The sequence below is a fragment of the Paenibacillus wulumuqiensis genome (assembly GCF_000971965.1).
Lineage (GTDB): Bacteria > Bacillota > Bacilli > Paenibacillales > Paenibacillaceae > Saccharibacillus > Saccharibacillus wulumuqiensis.
In genome coordinates this window covers 622,589-639,170 of record NZ_LAQP01000004.1, presented here as the reverse complement: position 1 = coordinate 639,170, position 16,582 = coordinate 622,589, and the positions used below count along the sequence as shown (strand labels likewise).

General features: G+C 46.2%; 14 protein-coding genes. 4 read left to right on the top strand and 10 right to left on the bottom strand.

The window, feature by feature from the left end:
• The 8 genes from WH45_RS14885 to WH45_RS14850 form a co-directional block, all read right to left on the bottom strand.
• A partial coding sequence (locus WH45_RS14885; protein ID WP_046215140.1) for a WG repeat-containing protein occupies nucleotides 1-812 on the bottom strand: 812 nt, incomplete at its 3' end.
• Between the two features lie 12 nt (nucleotides 813-824).
• Entirely contained in the window at nucleotides 825-3,590 is a 2,766-nt protein-coding gene (locus WH45_RS14880; RefSeq protein WP_052723797.1) for a contractile injection system protein, VgrG/Pvc8 family, read from the bottom strand.
• Between the two features lie 52 nt (nucleotides 3,591-3,642).
• Nucleotides 3,643-4,098, bottom strand: coding sequence for a DUF4280 domain-containing protein (locus WH45_RS14875; RefSeq protein WP_046215139.1), 456 nt, complete (start codon nucleotides 4,096-4,098; stop codon nucleotides 3,643-3,645).
• Nucleotides 4,099-4,145: 47 nt separating this feature from the next.
• Nucleotides 4,146-4,682 (bottom strand): hypothetical protein, encoded by a 537-nt coding sequence (locus WH45_RS14870; RefSeq protein WP_046215138.1) that lies wholly within the window; start codon nucleotides 4,680-4,682, stop codon nucleotides 4,146-4,148.
• A gap of 26 nt (nucleotides 4,683-4,708) precedes the next feature.
• On the bottom strand, nucleotides 4,709-5,926 hold the full coding sequence (locus tag WH45_RS22900) for a pentapeptide repeat-containing protein (RefSeq protein WP_082096822.1): 1,218 nt from the start codon (nucleotides 5,924-5,926) through the stop codon (nucleotides 4,709-4,711).
• 32 nt (nucleotides 5,927-5,958) lie between these two features.
• Nucleotides 5,959-7,383, bottom strand: coding sequence for a contractile injection system protein, VgrG/Pvc8 family (locus WH45_RS14860; RefSeq protein ID WP_046215137.1), 1,425 nt, complete (start codon nucleotides 7,381-7,383; stop codon nucleotides 5,959-5,961).
• Entirely contained in the window at nucleotides 7,383-8,054 is a 672-nt protein-coding gene (locus WH45_RS14855) for a hypothetical protein (protein WP_046215136.1), read from the bottom strand. Before WH45_RS14855 ends, WH45_RS14860 begins: the two co-directional genes overlap by 1 nt.
• Before the next feature lie 570 nt (nucleotides 8,055-8,624).
• The gene (locus tag WH45_RS14850; protein WP_046215135.1) at nucleotides 8,625-9,239 is read right to left on the bottom strand and encodes a DUF1836 domain-containing protein; all 615 of its coding nucleotides are present in this window, start codon (nucleotides 9,237-9,239) and stop codon (nucleotides 8,625-8,627) included.
• Nucleotides 9,240-9,611: 372 nt separating this feature from the next.
• On the opposite strand from WH45_RS14850, the gene WH45_RS14845 reads away from it, so the two are divergent.
• From WH45_RS14845 to WH45_RS14835, 3 genes are all read left to right on the top strand, one after another.
• Nucleotides 9,612-10,499, top strand: coding sequence for a DegV family protein (locus tag WH45_RS14845; RefSeq protein ID WP_046215134.1), 888 nt, complete (start codon nucleotides 9,612-9,614; stop codon nucleotides 10,497-10,499).
• A gap of 201 nt (nucleotides 10,500-10,700) precedes the next feature.
• On the top strand, nucleotides 10,701-11,243 hold the full coding sequence (locus WH45_RS14840; protein WP_082096812.1) for a sigma-70 family RNA polymerase sigma factor: 543 nt from the start codon (nucleotides 10,701-10,703) through the stop codon (nucleotides 11,241-11,243).
• Nucleotides 11,230-12,390: a DUF4179 domain-containing protein gene (locus WH45_RS14835; protein ID WP_046215133.1), complete on the top strand. Its 1,161-nt coding sequence runs from the start codon at nucleotides 11,230-11,232 to the stop codon at nucleotides 12,388-12,390. Before WH45_RS14840 ends, WH45_RS14835 begins: the two co-directional genes overlap by 14 nt.
• A gap of 378 nt (nucleotides 12,391-12,768) precedes the next feature.
• On the opposite strand, the gene WH45_RS14830 is transcribed toward WH45_RS14835, so the two are convergent.
• Together WH45_RS14830 and WH45_RS14825 are read right to left on the bottom strand one after the other, a co-directional pair.
• A complete protein-coding gene (locus tag WH45_RS14830; RefSeq protein WP_046215132.1) occupies nucleotides 12,769-12,990 on the bottom strand; it encodes a hypothetical protein in 222 nt (73 codons plus the stop codon).
• 114 nt (nucleotides 12,991-13,104) lie between these two features.
• On the bottom strand, nucleotides 13,105-14,394 hold the full coding sequence (locus WH45_RS14825) for a glycoside hydrolase family 27 protein (protein ID WP_046215131.1): 1,290 nt from the start codon (nucleotides 14,392-14,394) through the stop codon (nucleotides 13,105-13,107).
• 291 nt (nucleotides 14,395-14,685) lie between these two features.
• On the opposite strand from WH45_RS14825, the gene WH45_RS14820 reads away from it, so the two are divergent.
• Complete coding sequence (locus tag WH45_RS14820) at nucleotides 14,686-16,386, top strand: methyl-accepting chemotaxis protein (protein ID WP_046215130.1); 1,701 nt, start codon at nucleotides 14,686-14,688, stop codon at nucleotides 16,384-16,386.
• Nucleotides 16,387-16,582: the final 196 nt, after the last annotated feature.

The following is a 16,582-nucleotide window of genomic DNA, read 5'->3' as shown; positions in this document are numbered from 1 at the left end:
ATATTCTTTACGATCCATTTACCCTGCCGATCAATATACCCGTAACTGTCTTTGAGCTCTACGGCTGATATGCCTTCACTGAAGTCACTCACACTCTGAAATTTGGGTTTAATCACCACTTCGTTATCGGGGTTGATAAATCCCCATTTACCTGCTGTTTTGAGGCGGAATGCTGCCAAGCCTTCGCTAAAGTCAAAAAGCTGGTAATACGTTGGGGGGATAACGAATTCACCTGTTTTATCGATAAACCCGTATTTGTCATTATCTAATGAGGCTTGGGCGTATCCATTTTTGAAAGGTCCACAGGATGCAAATTGAAAAGGGATGACTTCTTTTCCTTTTTCATCAATATATCCATATTTTCCTTCTTTTTTTGCTGCAGCCATCCCGTCAGAAAAAGCTTGTATGGATTTGAATTGAGGTTCCATTACTGTTTCCCCTTTATAATTGTAAAGACCCATAACACCATTCTTCAGGCCTATGACAGTACCCGATTCACTAATCGCATTAATGCGATCAAATACGACAGGGATAACAATATTTCCATTTTTATTTATGCACCCTTGTTTATCTCCTTTCCCCAATATTGCTAATCCGCCTTTGAAATCACTTAAATAATCAGCATCCAATTCAATTATTAGTTCATTACTTGGATTTATATACCCCTTTTTATTATTTATTGTGCAGACATACGCTAATCCCTCCTGAAAGTTATTAGCATCTTTATACAAGGCAGGAATGACTGTGCTACCTTGGCTATTAATAAATCCGTAATTATTTTTCATTTTTAATACATACAAATAGGGATTCAATTACATCGCTCCTTATTCAAAAGGTCCTTTAGTTTTATACCAGTCGCTAGGCCAATCTTTTGCTTCAGAAGATAATGGGTTATATACAACATTAATATTTTTTCCAGGAATTTGAACTCTTACATAACCTGCAGGGTCATCCAATATGTCGGTAATAACTTTTTCTCCTTGACACTGTTTAACTCTATATGCTTCAAATGCTTTCATTCTCGGATCGTTAACAGGGCGTGTCTGAGGAATAATATTCAACGGGCTGTCCTCCACAGCGTTATCTAAAGCACCCTCATTAACCGATTTGATATGTCCTCGCTCTGTTCCTTTAGGTACTTTTGCTCTCCTGTAACCCGAGCCACGTTTGACTTTTGTGCCCACCGTCCAGCTCATACCTGTCGTCTTACCAAATTCATCAATCCATACCGATGTAGTAGGAACACCTTTGCTATCGAGTACATCAATTTTATACTTGGCTTTTCCACCAACCACTTTTTCAATAGCGAACTTGTTTTGAGCCATACCTTGTTTAAGTTCTTTTACCATAACCCTTGATAGATTTTGAGTTTTGAGTACAGCAGCCAGTTGGTCAAATTCGGCTTCTGTGATATTGTTCGGATTTGGCGGGTGTGAACCAGTTGGTCCTCCGCCTGCTTTTCCGTTTTTAGGCGGAGGCAAGACCTTGGACATCATAACCTGAGCCTTGTCTTTCATCTCATCATAGGCTTCGCCAAATGTCTTTCTTCCCAAGCTCGGACCGCCTGCCATCGCATGTGCTGGCATTAACCTTGGAATTTCCATATTACGCATGCTGTCTTTCATTTTCTGCATAGCTTTGGACAAACTGGCCGCCATTGTATCCACATCCAGCTGGCGGGCCGCTTTTCGAGCACCAACTGTGACTTTGCCAAGTACAAAGCTTGCTTTTGCCGCCAGCTTCGCAGCGATCTCGCTTGCAGATTTCACCATTCGACCAGCAGCAGCTCCCGTTACCTTTGCAGCCGTTTTGACAGCTTTGGCGGCTTTGGAGCCACCTGCAGCTGCATCCACTGCTTTTGCCACTTTCCGCGTAGCTTTTGCTCCTGTAGCTGCCCAGCCAGCAAAAGGAATCGCTGCAGCTGCAGATAAGGCGGCTCCAACATAGTCTCCACGAGCCAGTGAGATACCCGCATTGGCAAGATCAGCTACTTCCCCTACACCGGGAATTAAACCAACCACGTCCAGCGCAATCTGTGTTACATCCAGAGCTTTCTCCCAGAAACTCTTCTTCTCTGGAGGTTCTTCTGCCTGCACTTCCTCCTGGTAAGGTGCTTCGGGTTGAGGTTCCAAGTCTTCGATGCTTACCGGAGCTTTAATCAGACCATCCAGATAGATCGTTTCTCCGAGGATATCCGTATCTCCATTCATTATAACACTGCTTGTACCACTGAGAAGAAAGATGCCTTCCCCTGCCTGGATACCGACCTTTGTATCGGAAGTGATCTCGAGTGTTTTTTGAGCCGACATCAATAGGGCTGTATCACTCTGAATGGTAATACCGCTCGAATCTTCCAACGAGATGAACAGACTGCCCTCGATGGCGGTTAAACTTAGTTCGCTCGGAGCCATCTTCAGCTCTTTGCCATAATCGGTTCCCCAGTATTTCTGGCTGGGGTCGCTAACTTTCGGTGATGGTTGAGCTCCTTTGCGAACAGAACCCTGTGCTTTGACTTCTTCCTCTTCGGCGCCTGGAAAATATAGTTTCACCGCATCCCCCAGTTTGGGCATTACGTACAAACCGCTGCTGCCTTCAGCCGTATAAGCACTCTCGTATGGAATCCAAACCGCGAGATTCTTGTCCTGTGAAGCATCTACATCCAGATGGACGCGCACCTGATCGCTTTTAAGATCGATAATTTTGCCATCCAGGGAGACACCGATAATTTTCTCGTTAAAAAATTGGGGCTGGCGTATCCCTTCTTCACGGCGCAGCTCATATACATGCTGTAAAATACCGTCTTGCAAAAGCGTTACAGCCGAACCGACAGCAAGTTCCCGGCCGCGAAAGCTCACCCGGCTGCCGAGTGCCAGCCACTGCTCTGTATGTATTTCATAAGTGGTAAAGTCACTTAGTTGCACTTCATGACCTGCAGCCTGAACAGCGGCATAGCTTTGTAAGTCCCGGCTCATCGTATAGGCTACATCCTCGGGAAGCGGTGTTATTCCTCCTTCCGGAATACCAATCCACAGTTTTGGCGTACTAACTGCTGATTCGGGAATAACAACAGCTCCAACCCTGGAAGCCAGACGTTTAATAAACTGCCAGTCGGTTTCACGGTACTGAAGAACCAATGATTCCAAATGATCTTCTTGTGTCGCATTATCGATAACATCCGAGCCAGCATAGCCGCTTAATACCGCTTCTATGACTTCTCCCGAAGTCTGACGTCCTCTTTGAAAAGAACGAATCTGTACTTTATGATCCAGCCGGGCCGAATGAGAAACAGCATCCAACTTAAGATAATAGATTCCCCGCACAGTTTCAATATTAAGCTGCCGAACAAAACCTTGGAATAAGGTACGCAGTACGCTCCCCTGCTCATCTGTCTCCTGGATCTCAATCGATTCACCTTCTGCAGATAAGGCTGCATAGGTGTCCGTATGCTGATCAGGTATAATCGCTGTCAGTTGCAGATACGCATGTTCGCCTGCACGGCGTTCCAGCTTCAACTCGTGCAGACGCTGAAGCTCAAAAGGTCCTTTTATATTCAGCTGTCCATAGCCTGTCCATGTATGTACGGTACTCATCTAACTGCCCCTTTCCCGCTTGCGAAAAGTGGAATAACGGCTGCACCTCTCATCAGCTGCCACCTCCGCCGACCGAGACACCACCCAGGTTCTGTCCATCGTCTTCTACTTTGATCAGGCTGCCTGCATATACGCACCTATTCGTACAGACGTTCAGCATGGCAGGCTGACCCTCTACCAGTACATCTTCTTTGCCATTGATCCAGGGTGCCGTAATTACCGGGACACAGGGTGCTTTCTGAACCCCATTGGTATCCACCGAACCGTTTTTCACAGCAGGGTTACGCTGATTGGTACAATTGCCAAAATTCATAATATGGATACCAGGCTGGTAATCATTGATATTCAGCTGTGGCAGCTTCCGTATGTATACACCATGGCTTACCGGTACTTTCAGCCGGGTAAGCTGCGTTCCACAACTGCAGCTAATAATAGCTCCGGCTACCACATAAGATTGCTGAGCACCCGCAGCAGAAGGCAAAGCTTGCGTTGCACTTTCGACTTGCATTGCATTTCCCCCTTACACTTTGAAGTTCATCTGCAAATAGATTGATATTAGTATACCTGAGCTGATGCTCCGATACGTTCCAGACAGATACCGTCATAATCTCGGCGCAAGATACTCTCGGCGAGACCGAGATTAACCAGAATGATCCGCTCCCGGATACCTGCCAACTGACAAACTGTATAATTTCTCAGCTGTTCATTATTTAGTACGAGCTGCTTTAGACTCCCATCAGGATAAAAAGATGTCTCTTCCGCCAGAGCTTGCACCAATGGGGGAAGCACCAGCCAGTATAGCTTATGCTCGATTAGCTCCGTATCGTTTAACGTAACTGGATAGCTGCGTATAGACGGCTCCCATAGAATTAGAAGCTTTCTCATCGCGTCCGACATTAAAGGTACCGGATGCTGGATATAATCGGTAGGCTCCATCAAGCCACCTTTTTGTACCGTGAAATACAAATTCATGTCATCCAGTGCACCATGACGCTCGGGAAGCAGCAGCTCTGGCGGTAACAGCCGGGATACCTGCTGTGGCTGCGCCGTATTGATCAGTCGTTGGTCCTGTTTTAATATAAAATATTCCATCCCTTTGTTCCTTCCTGCAGTCGTGTTCATTCACCGGATGGCCGGACTGCACACTCTACAATGGCTCCGGTCAAATCGGCTCCTTCCAGATTGGCGTTTGTTAGATCCGTACCGCGCAGATCCGCATATCTAAGATTAGTTCCCTGCAGCTCTGCATCACTTAGATTGGCATTGCACAAAATGGCACCCTCCAGATTCGCTCCATGCAAAATTCCGCCCCTTAGATCAGCAAAAGAAAAGTCGGCTTGAGGAATATCTGCATAGGACAGATCCGCTTCTCTCAAATCGGTATGAACAAAACTAACTGCATCCAGAGAGGGCATTACCCAATGAGTAGAGGCTTCACGAGATCGGCCGCCCATAATTTTTTGCAAGTTGACTCCTCTCATATTAGAACCACCAAAGCATGCGCCATGTACCAAACTTTCCGACAAATCTGCTTGCTGCAGGAAACATTCCTCCCAGCGCGTTCCAACCATCATGCTCCATCGCATATCGATCTGCTTGAGATTACATTTATGAAAGGTAGAGTAGCGGAAATCCAGTCCTGCCGCATGCTCGCCAGCCAAATCGAAATGTTCATAAGCTTCATAAGCATAGTCATTCTCATGCCTTTCACGAATCCATTCACGAACATGTTCCGATTCGCGCTGACGCCGATCCTCTTTATAGACCACAACACTGTGATCCATATACTCGCCTACCCGTACCTCGAAAACTTCTTCCCGCTGCAGTCGTTGATAAGCATCCAGCTTTGCTGCTCTTGGCATCGCCAGACGAATTAATTCTATGACATAGCGATGAAAATGCTCACACTCTTTACGAGCTATTTTTTCAAGCTGAGGATCGCGTATTCTGCCGCTATAAGAATGAGCTGCAAAAAGCAGCTCCTGTTTACACTTCATCCATGAAGAGAATGCCCAGTCTGCCGCATAATATCCCTGATAAGGCTGTTTATCCAACCACCAGGTATCATCCATTCCTTCCACCAGATAAACGGCTTCATTTTCTTGCAGACGGGTTCGCAAAAGGTGATAGCTGATATAGCCAATCTTCCCTTTTTCGCCTTTTTGCTGTTTTTCGAGCAGCCGGGAACACCAGCTCTCAAAATGCATTAAAAAAGCTGCAATCCATTCTTCTCGTCCTTGCCCAAACGCAGCGTCCAACTCCAGCAGTGTGCGCTGACGCCAGGATCTTACCTCATGCCGTTCAAAATGACTGAGGACCTCCACAGAATTCATCATTCTCCCCCTTATTTGCCCACTACATCCCTGAATCAGTTGGTATTCAGATTTTTACCGATAATCCTGGTACTTCCATCCATGAGAATGCTGCTTTCTTTGCAGGACAGACTTATCTCATCTTTGGCAGAGATGGTAACATTTTTATCGGAATTAATCATAATGTCCTGGGCTGCTTTCAGCGTAATCTGCTGATTGCTGATAATCTCGATTCCTCCGCCTTCATTCAGCCGGATAAAAACCGCTCCATCTTTGCCGGTGATTACAATTTCATCCGGCGCCAGCATGATCTCTTTGCCGGCTGCCGTGCGCAAAATCTTCTTGTCTGGATCGCTAACCTTATTGCTGGTACCTTCTGACTTATCCTGGCGGACCGAGCTGCTGGCAACTGCTTCTTCCTCACGGCTTCCCGGGAAGTAGATACGAACGTGATCACCGGTCTCTGGCATGCAGTACCATCCGCTGCTGCCCTCTGCCGTATACATGGAAGAATACGGGAAGCAGTGAGCTGTGCCAACATCTTGTGCCTTATCGATGTATAAATGGATTTTAACCGTGTCTTTGACAATTCCAATGACCTTGCCCTGGATCGAGGCTCCAATAATTTTTTCATTGTATAGCTGTCTCTGGCGCAATCCCTTACGGCTGCAAAGCCAGTAACGATGCAGAGCTACTCCCTGCTTCATTTGGGTATGTACAGCGCGAACATACATTTGACGTCCCTTGAATTCAATCATGCTGCCGAGATCAAGTACCGTTTCGGTCTCCACTTCATAATCGATAAAGTCATTTTCGTCAAAGGCACCTTCGTCGTTGGCAGAATAGTAATGATAATCATCCATACGCTTTTCTAACTGATAATGATAGTTATCCAGTTTTCCTTTGGAAGAACTCTCAAACACGCCCAGGTAAAATTTGGGATGGGTTGCTGTGGCTACCGGCATCAGCGAAGTATGAAAACGGGAAGCCATCCGCTTAAGAAACTCCCAATCCGTCTCCAGATATTGCAGGGTAAAATTCCCGATTGCTGCTCCATCTGTCGCTGCATCCATCACGTCAAACTTGTCATAATCCGAAGCCACCTGATTCAGCAGCTCCCCATATGTCATGGCATGATTTTGAAAGGAACGCTTTTTTTTCTTCACATCCAGCAGATAGGTGTGTGATATGGCCTCCACTTCCAGATAGTAGACGCTGCGTACCGTCTTAATGCCGACATGCAGTACGATACCGTGGAACAGTGTGTCGGTGTTCCCTTGGTTATCGAGCTGCCGTATCTCCACTGCCGTATCAGCTTCCGTCATTTCTACATAGCTCTCCTGCTTCTCTTCCGGGATGATTCCCGTAAAGCGCAAACGTGCATGATTATTCATTTCCTTTGTGATTGTTAACTCTTCGAGACTGACCAGATCATACGGATGTACTCGTAAATTACTGTAAGTGGCAGATACTGTACTCATCAGGCTTTTCCTCCTTGCACATGTTCATGTACGACCAATGACTCCAGCATTGCCCAAGCAATCGGCTGCCAGTTGGTTTGATCAGACTCTATACAATTAAATCCTCCAACGAGTGCTTTTCCCTGCAGCGAAGCAAAGAACATCAGATTATAAATATCTGTATTCAATGCTGGTGAAATAAACTCACAGTATCCATACTGTTGTTCCCCTGCAGTATAAAGACCATGACCGATCCACTGTCGCACGGGCTGGTTTGCTTGCAGAATCGTAGCCATTGCCTGCGTGAATTCTTCGATCTCTTGGTAATCAAGCAGGCTGTTCGTATGGTTGAACGTCAGATTGATAGTTGCATTATTATTCGTATAAATCAGTGTTGGACGACGTTCAGATGGATACTTGATTGCAGCCTCCTGTTCGGTCATAAGACGGAATAATTTTGGCTTATGTATATTAATTTGATGATCAAGCAAGCTTGCTTCATGAAAAGGAACACTGCTTTCACCAATCGATAACAACAACTGGCGCACATCCGCCTTATTCAAGGATTCATTTTCACTTTTAAAATGCTGATTTGATTCCTGCTCCCGGATGGATGAACTATTGGAAAGTTCAATTTCTTTTTGTCTGGAAGTATGAATCATGGAAATGATTTTTTCATCCATGTTGCTCATTCATAGTTTCTCCTTTCAATCAAAACTAAGCTGACTTTAAAGTCAGTAATACACCATACAATTATACATTTTTGCGCTTATCATAGAATCTATAACAAGTCGCTAATTTTTCTTATAACTATTAAAAATTTTGGATAATTGGTACTATTTACAATACTTCTTCTGCATTTTTCTGCACAAAATTTGGGGTTTGAAAGGCCGAAAAGGAGGTCTTTACAAATGATTCATCACTTCGATTGGACGAGGCTCCAACCAGCAATCCAGCTCAGGCAGACTTCTATAGTGGTCGCTCTGAATATCGTCGTAGTAACTGACCATATTTAATTTTAATCATATCCATAAATAAAAAAGGAAGAGAAAACTAACAGTAAGTACACTGTAGTTTTCTCTTCCTTTTTATATTCTCTATTTGATACAGCTCACTTTCTTATTGCCAGATTACGAACTTGATACTGTCTACCCAAAAGACCTTAATCAACTGCCTTTTAGCTTTTCTATTAATTTCAGAGTGTATTAATATTCGATTATTTGTAGATAAACTGATGGAAAGATATCCGTTGGTTGCAATACTTATTTGACCGCCTGCTGTTCTGATTGTATGGATATTTCTTTCTCTGCTTCCTCGCTCATTTCCAGTCCGGTAATTTTCTCGGCCAGAATCTTGCCTGCGTTGGCAAGGGTCGCCATTTTCAGTGAGAAGTTGGACAGCATCTCCTGCTGCGAACCGGCGCTTTCACGCAGAGTACGCGCTTCCTGGCGAGCCAGCTCCATCGTGTAGCGGGAAGCAGCTTCCTGTTCATCGCAGAAATGATTATAGATTTCGCCCAGCGTATGAATCTCCAGCTGGCTTTCGATCATCGTCTGTATGGTAGCGATCGGCAGGACTGGCTTGAGATTGCAGATCATGATCAGATAGGCAATATGAGTACGGGAATACCTCTTCTTCACAGTAGGCGGGATGACTTTCTGTTTGACATAGTTATTGATCATGGATGGAGTGATCAGCTTGCTGCCGGTATCGCCTGGAAACTGACGGAACTGCCCTTCCAGCAGTGCGACCATCTGATCCATATACAATTCAATCTGGGGCAGCTGCTTCCAGCGGGGAAAGCGGTATTCAATCTTGGCTTCGCCCCAGTCTCTTAATTCATCCAGAAGCGGATACTGCATCACAGGTCGGTTCATCGGGATTCTCCTCCTCTTCCGGTTCATCTATTCATATTATTGTTATATATTTAGTAAAGTTCACTGCTTCGTCACCACTTCAATAAATAATCTATCTTTTGTTATAGCGCCGGACTTTTCTTTCTATTATAACGGATATATTGTATTCCTGTAACCCGATATGCTTTTTATCTACATGTGACGAGTTTGTAATCATCCTTACATATGGTTATAATAACTATATCACAAAGTTTTACACTACATATGTATTTTTTGCAATAACATCTTGCTCGTTGTTGCAGAACATATGCTCACAATCTTTGGAAAATAGCGGCTAGCTGAGCTGGTTTTCAGGGAATTGTTGAATCTTCCATAAGAAAGTAGTGATTTATTATGAGAACAATCGCCTGGGTAACTGATAGCACCGCAATGATCGATCCTGTATTTGCAAGCGAGAATAATATTTATATTGTACCTCTTTGCCTGATCGCCGGTGATGAAGTATATCGTGAGAATATCGATATTACCGCCGAGCAATTTTATGAGAAAATGCGTGTACATGACCGTGTAGGCAGCTCCCAGCCGCCGATCGGAGAATTTATAGAGCTCTATGAACAGATCAAGGACAAGTATGACGATATTATCGTGATCCACTGTTCTTCCGAGCTGAGCGGAACGTACAATTCCTCTCTCCAGGCAGCCGAGATAGCTGAAGTCAGCGTAATCGGCATCGACTCCAAAGTCGGTGCATTCCCGCTGCGTGAGATGGTGATGCAGGGCATCGAGATGCAGCGTCAGGGCAAAACCGCTCTGGAGATCAAGGAACTGATCGATGGCATAATCCAGGAAATGTCCTTTTATATGATTCCGGCCAGCCTGAGCCAGCTGCATCGCAGCGGACGGGTATCCGGTACCCAGCTGATGATCAGTCAGCTGCTGTCGATCCATCTGCTGCTGCGCTTTGAAGAAGGCAAAGTCATCGTCGAGGACAAAATCCGCACGATGAAAAAAGCCAAGCTGCGCCTGCTGGATATTCTGAAAAAAGATGTCGAGCATATCCGCGACGTATGCATTATGCATGCCAACAATATGGAAGGTGCTTTTAAGCTTAAGGAAGAGATTGCCCATATGGCCCCTCGCCTGCAGATTGAGATTGCTTCCTTTATCCCGGTCGCCGGCATTCACGCAGGTGAAGGTACACTGGCACTGGCATGGATCAAAAACAACTGGAGCGCGATCAATCGAAGTGCCCTGTCTGCCACTGCACATACAACAGCTTAATCAGGGATAATCCGGTATTTATCTGCGCAGCGAGTATCCGTAACGAAGAGTATTTTCATTAGATCCGTACTTCCGAGCAGTCATTAGACAATGGAAAAGGCTTCCGCCGTATCAGGGTGGAAGCCTTTTTCTGTTTTTATAAAACGTTCTGCCCTGCTCTCTTCGTCTATACTATATAGATATCCAAAAGGGGGAAAGATCGTGACTGTATCCAAAGCAGACACCGAGCTGCACGGTCTAACCGCAGATTATGCCTGCGAAGAAGAACGATTCTACCAGACGGTGCTGTCTCACCGAAATCAGCTTCACCAGATTGCCTACAGTTATCTGCGCAATAACGACGATGCCCTCGAAGCGATCCAGGAAGCAACCTACCGGGCATGGAAAAAGCGCAAAACTCTCAAAAATCCGGCCGCGTTCAAGCCATGGATCATTCGCATTCTTATCTACATATGTATTGATGAGCAGCGGCGCCGCAAAAAGATCTCACCGATGCCACAGCAGATGCCGGAACCGTCCATCCACATGGATCACCGCCGGATGCAGATGCTGGCGCTGCTGGAGAAGATCAAGCCCAAGTACCGGCATATTCTGCTGCTCCGTTATTACAATGATATGACCGTACCCGAGATCGCCCGTATTCTGGACAAACCGGAAGGCACGATCAAAACCTGGCAGCACCAGGCACTCAAGCAGCTGCGCAAATTTATGGACAAACAGGAGGATTGGTATGATGAAGCATGATGTGGAAAAGGTATTGCAGCACGATGCGAAGCAGATGCGCGCTGAGCAGCCTCCTGCCTCAGATTTCGAGCAAATCCGAGCGATTCGTGCAGGCATGCAGCAGCCTGCCAGACGCATGAATGTGGTGGGTAGGTTATTTAAAGGAATCAGATCTCCCATACTGGTAAGTGTCTTGTCTGCAGTTATGGTTATTGCTATTTTAGTGGGGGTGACTTATAAAAATGACCAACTTCCCCAAACGGCTGCTGTACTTAACGAGCCAAAACAAAAAGATAATTGGGGTGATCTAGAGCCATTTCGGACGTTATACATTAATTCTGATGATGCCAATTACAGTGATCCCACTTATGATTCATTGAATATAGCTATTAAGCATAATTACGTTCAGCGAATGAATACATCAGTTACACAAAATGGACTCACTTTTCATTTGAATGCAGTAACAGCAGATCAAAAGCAAGTCATTTATTTTTTCACTATTGAGAGTCATACAGACCAAGGAATTCTTTATCCCCGTATAATACGGTTTATTAATGCAAGTACTCATCAGGTCGTTAGTGAAGGCAGCAGCACGTGGGGCGGCACATCTTTAGAAAACCCTAAATTTTACAGGGGAATAGGCATTGTTCCGTTAGATCCTTCTCAGCGATTCCCTAATAAAATGACAGGACATTTTCAGCTTCGTACTGCAAAGGCAGAACTTTTGAAAAATGCTAAAGTTGCTCCTCCACAAAGTGAAATACACACTTTGCCAATATTTAAAATACCATTTGATCTGGCACCTCAATTTTCTTTACAGCAAAGCCAAACGTATTATCCTAAAGATATGGAGTATACATGGGAGAATATAAACTTACAAATAACCAAAGTAGAACTGTTACCATTGTCCACAAAAATTGAAATGCGACTTGATGAATTGCCTCCTCCAATAGACTATGGGGTAAATTATCCTAGAGTTTATTTATTATCAGAAAAAGGAGATACACTTACGCCAATCAATCGCTCTCCTAATTCAGGTGGTGGAGGACAAACCGCCGATGGCAGTTATCATTTAGAATATGAATTCGGAAGTGATATGCTATCAGATCCTGATGGGTTGCGAATTGTCTTAACTAATGGGCAGGAACAAACATTGCATCTGCACTAGTCTCCAAAAGTACGCTCTGGTGATCCACCTGCACAGAGCACAAGAAAGGAAATAAGAGCAAATTAGCGTTTGGCTTATGAAACGCGAGGTTCAATGAAAAGTGATTTTTGTGAAGCAAAATATCTTACTATTTTAAGCATGGAGATCCTCATTTTCTATTACAATTAAAGCATCTCCATGCTTAATCGGAGTACGTGCTCTTATTTCTTTCTGGAGTGGATGCTGCTGTCTCCCCTATATTAGGGGGGACATGCAAAGTTCGTTCTACACCCGATCTATCAGCACAAAAAAAGGCGGATACCCTGGAGGTACCGCCCTTTTATTTTGCATACTATCGTGATACCGCCACGACTCAGCAGCCAAATCCACTTGTTCATCCTATCGCCGTGCCTGACGCTGCTCAAAAAACTCGCATTCCTGCCTGCTGTAATACTTCATATCACTAATATCCGCCTGAACCACAATCCGGTTCTCATCAAAACGCACAATCTTCACCGAGGATTCGATCAAATCATCCCCACGGAAAATGCGCAGAACCGACTGCCGATCCATCGCATCCTGAAAATCTTCATCGTTCTCCAGTCTGATCTGATACGCCATATTCATCCTCCTGTTCCATGCTGAACACTCCTATGAATCATAGCATATTTCCTATCACCAGGGTAACTTCTGGTCCTGCCTGCCAGCTCTGTCCTTATATTCCCACTCTACTCCTCACACCCGGCTCAACCGGTAAAAGGCTGCCCCATGCGGCGCCAGCTTCACTTCGATCTCTCCCTGTACTACGCCGGCATCCGAGCGCTCCCACAGATTGCGCAGCTGCACCGCTCCATCAATATTAAGCTGCTCCAGCGTCACGCGCACCACAGCATCCTCGTCCCCTGCATTGAACAGCGCCACATAACGATCCTCGCTGCCTTCCTGCTCGGCTGTCCACACAATACGGTCCTGCTCATCACGGAACACCTGACGGGCATTGCGGCTGCTGCGGTTCGCCTGCAGCACTTCATTATTGGTGAGCAGCGACAAGGTCCATGCATCATTATCCCGCAGCTCCCCGCCGAACATGAGCGGTGAACGGAAAATGGACCAGAGCGTCATCATTGTCAGCTGCTCATCACGGGTAAACCGGGTCCAGCGATCACTGCCGCCGCCATCGACCGAGCGAATACCGATATGACCGAGCGGCAGCATATCACAGTCCGGCCACCGGCCTTCGGCGACATGAGGCGCCCATTTCTCACAGCGTTCGAACATGGCATGCAGCAGCGGCCACAGATCCCAGAAATCATCCGTCACCCGCCACATATTCGCATTGGCTGCGAACTGCTCATGATATTCCAGCGGTGCCGGTCCGGGAGACAGACTGAGCACCATCGGGCGACCGCAACGGTCAATCGCCCGGCGGATCAGCTGCATTTCCGGCAGATGGGTATCATACAACCGGGAAGCGGCGATATCATCGACTTTGACAAAATCAACGCCCCACTCCGCATACAACTCAAACAGTGAATCATAATATTCCTGTGCGCCTTCCTGCGAGGCATCCACCCCGTACATATCCGTGTTCCATGGACAGATCGAGTTGGGATGAGCGATCTGGCGGGCGGTCACAGTCGTTCCCTTGATCGGCGTATCCTGGTGTACCGCCTGTCTCGGAATGCCTCGCATCATATGTATGCCAAACCGCAGCCCCAGGCTGTGCACATAATCGGCCAGCGGCTTGAACCCCTGACCTCCGGCCGCAGACGGGAAACGGTTCACTGCCGGAATCAGCCGCGAATATTCATCCATCTCCAGCGGCACAAATGAGCGATACGCGGAAGATACCGCTCCCGGCTCGTACCACTGAATATCCACCACTACATACTCCCAGCCAAATGCCTGCAGATGTTCTGCCATGTATTCCGCATTGCCGCGTACTTCCTCTTCCCGTACAGCAGCTCCGTAACAGTCCCAGCTGTTCCAGCCGAGCGGTGGATAAGGTGCCCATTGATGATGCATCGATACACACTCCATTTCATCAGATAATTGATTGCTTGCCTATTCTCTCTGATGATAACGCTTACTATAATGTAATTCAATTTAAACTATATATTTATATAAATTAGTTTATATTTCCATATCTTATAAAGAAACTGATCAGGCTGGTATATACCCATTTCTACCGGGTTTTCTTATTATTTTCCTGACTAAATGAATTCCTGTTTTATGTATAAATTTTGGGGCAGATGAGTCGATATATATACAGACTATAATACAGTACATTACATCTTGCAGTTGGAGCGTGAATTAATGAGATTTAATATTCAAACAAAGCTTTTATCCGGTTTTATCGTTGTTGTCCTGCTTCTTGCCCTTATGGGGTTGATGTCTACAATGGGGATTAATAATCTGGGCACCCAGTTAAAGCAACTTAATAGCAAATCTATGCCGAGCGTGACCCTGCTGGGTACGATGAATGGCCACACATCCGATATTGAGCGTCTGGTACTCAATATCCTTTTTGAGACTGATCCGTCCAAGTTAAAAGATCTTAATAATTCCTACAATTCAATCCTGGAAAAAATCGCCAAAGAACGCATAGAGTATGAAAAATTGATCCAGACGGATCAGGAAAGACAAATATATGAGCAATTCACAACCAATTACGATAAATATGTTGCTTTACTGCCTCAGTTGATTGAAGCCGGCCTTAACAATCAACTGCAGACTTCACACGATTTGCATACGGAAGCCTACCCATTTTGGTATGCCGCCAGTGAAGCCATCAGTCAGCTGATTGCGCTGGAGAATCAGCAATCTACAACCCTGACCGCTGAATCGGTAGATCTGTCAACGTCCACTTCCCGCAATATCTTTATCTTGACGATTATATCCGTTGTCCTGGCAATCGGTATCGCCATATTTATCGCCCGTCTGATCTCTCGTCCGGTCAAATCCCTGCAATCCGCGGCTGAGCAAATTGCCAATGGCGACCTGTCCGGTGAAGCGATCATAATTCGGAACCGTGACGAGATTGGTCTGCTGGCGGATTCCTTTAACAAAATGTCCACCAATCTGCGCAATCTGATCGAATCGGTTGCTTCCACTTCCGAGATGATCGCCGCCTCGTCCGAACAGCTGACTGCCAGCAGTGAACAGAATACCCAGGCATCCCGCCAGATTGCCGAGACGACACAGGAAGTGGCCGAAGGTACGACACGCCAGGTCGATCTGACCGCCAAATCCGCACAGGCCATGCAGGAAATGTCTATCGGCGTCGAGCAGATTGCCATCCGTGCCCAGACGGTCTCCTCGTCCGCGACCGAAGCTGCAGCTAAATCCGCTGATGGCGATGCGGCAATCCGTGAAGCTGTCGCCCAGATGGATTCGATCCAGAACTCCATGACTTCTCTGGCTCATGTGGTACAGGAACTGGGTGAGCGTTCCCAGACAATTGGTAATATTACCGATGTGATTACAGGCATCTCTTCCCAGACCAACCTGCTCGCACTGAACGCAGCGATTGAAGCGGCACGTGCCGGAGATGCAGGACGCGGCTTTGCTGTTGTAGCTGATGAAGTGCGCAAGCTGGCTGAACAATCCGCCGAATCCGCACGCCAGATTACAGAGCTGGTCAATACGATCCAGAGAGAGACCTACCGCGCTATCCAGGCGGTTGATGTGAACACCCAGGAAGTGCGCAAAGGCATCCAGTCCGTATCGCTCGCAGGTAATGCTTTCCAGGATATTCTGGCAGCTGTTAATCAGGTGGCTGGAGATATTGAAGACGTATCTGCAGGCGCCGAGCAGATGTCGGCCAGCACGGAAGAGATTGTACGCTTCTCCAAAGAAATCTCTCAGATTACCGAAGAGACAGCTTCAGGTACCATGAATGTATCTGCCGCTACCGAACAGCAGCTGGCTTCGATGGAAGAAATTACGACTTCTTCCGCTTCACTCGCCAATACGGCGGAACAGCTGCAGGCCCAAATCAACGAATTTAAAGTATAATGTAACCTTTTACGGTTTCCATGCGTCCTATCTTCTGTGCACCTGCAGCAGTTAGGACGCTTTTACATACCAAGCGACATGAAATTGGCATAACATTACCAGAAATAGCTGGAATTACAGACACAGAACGAGGTAAAATTAGAATGCAATCCATAACATACGATGCTGCTCAATCCTATACAGCAGATGAACTTAG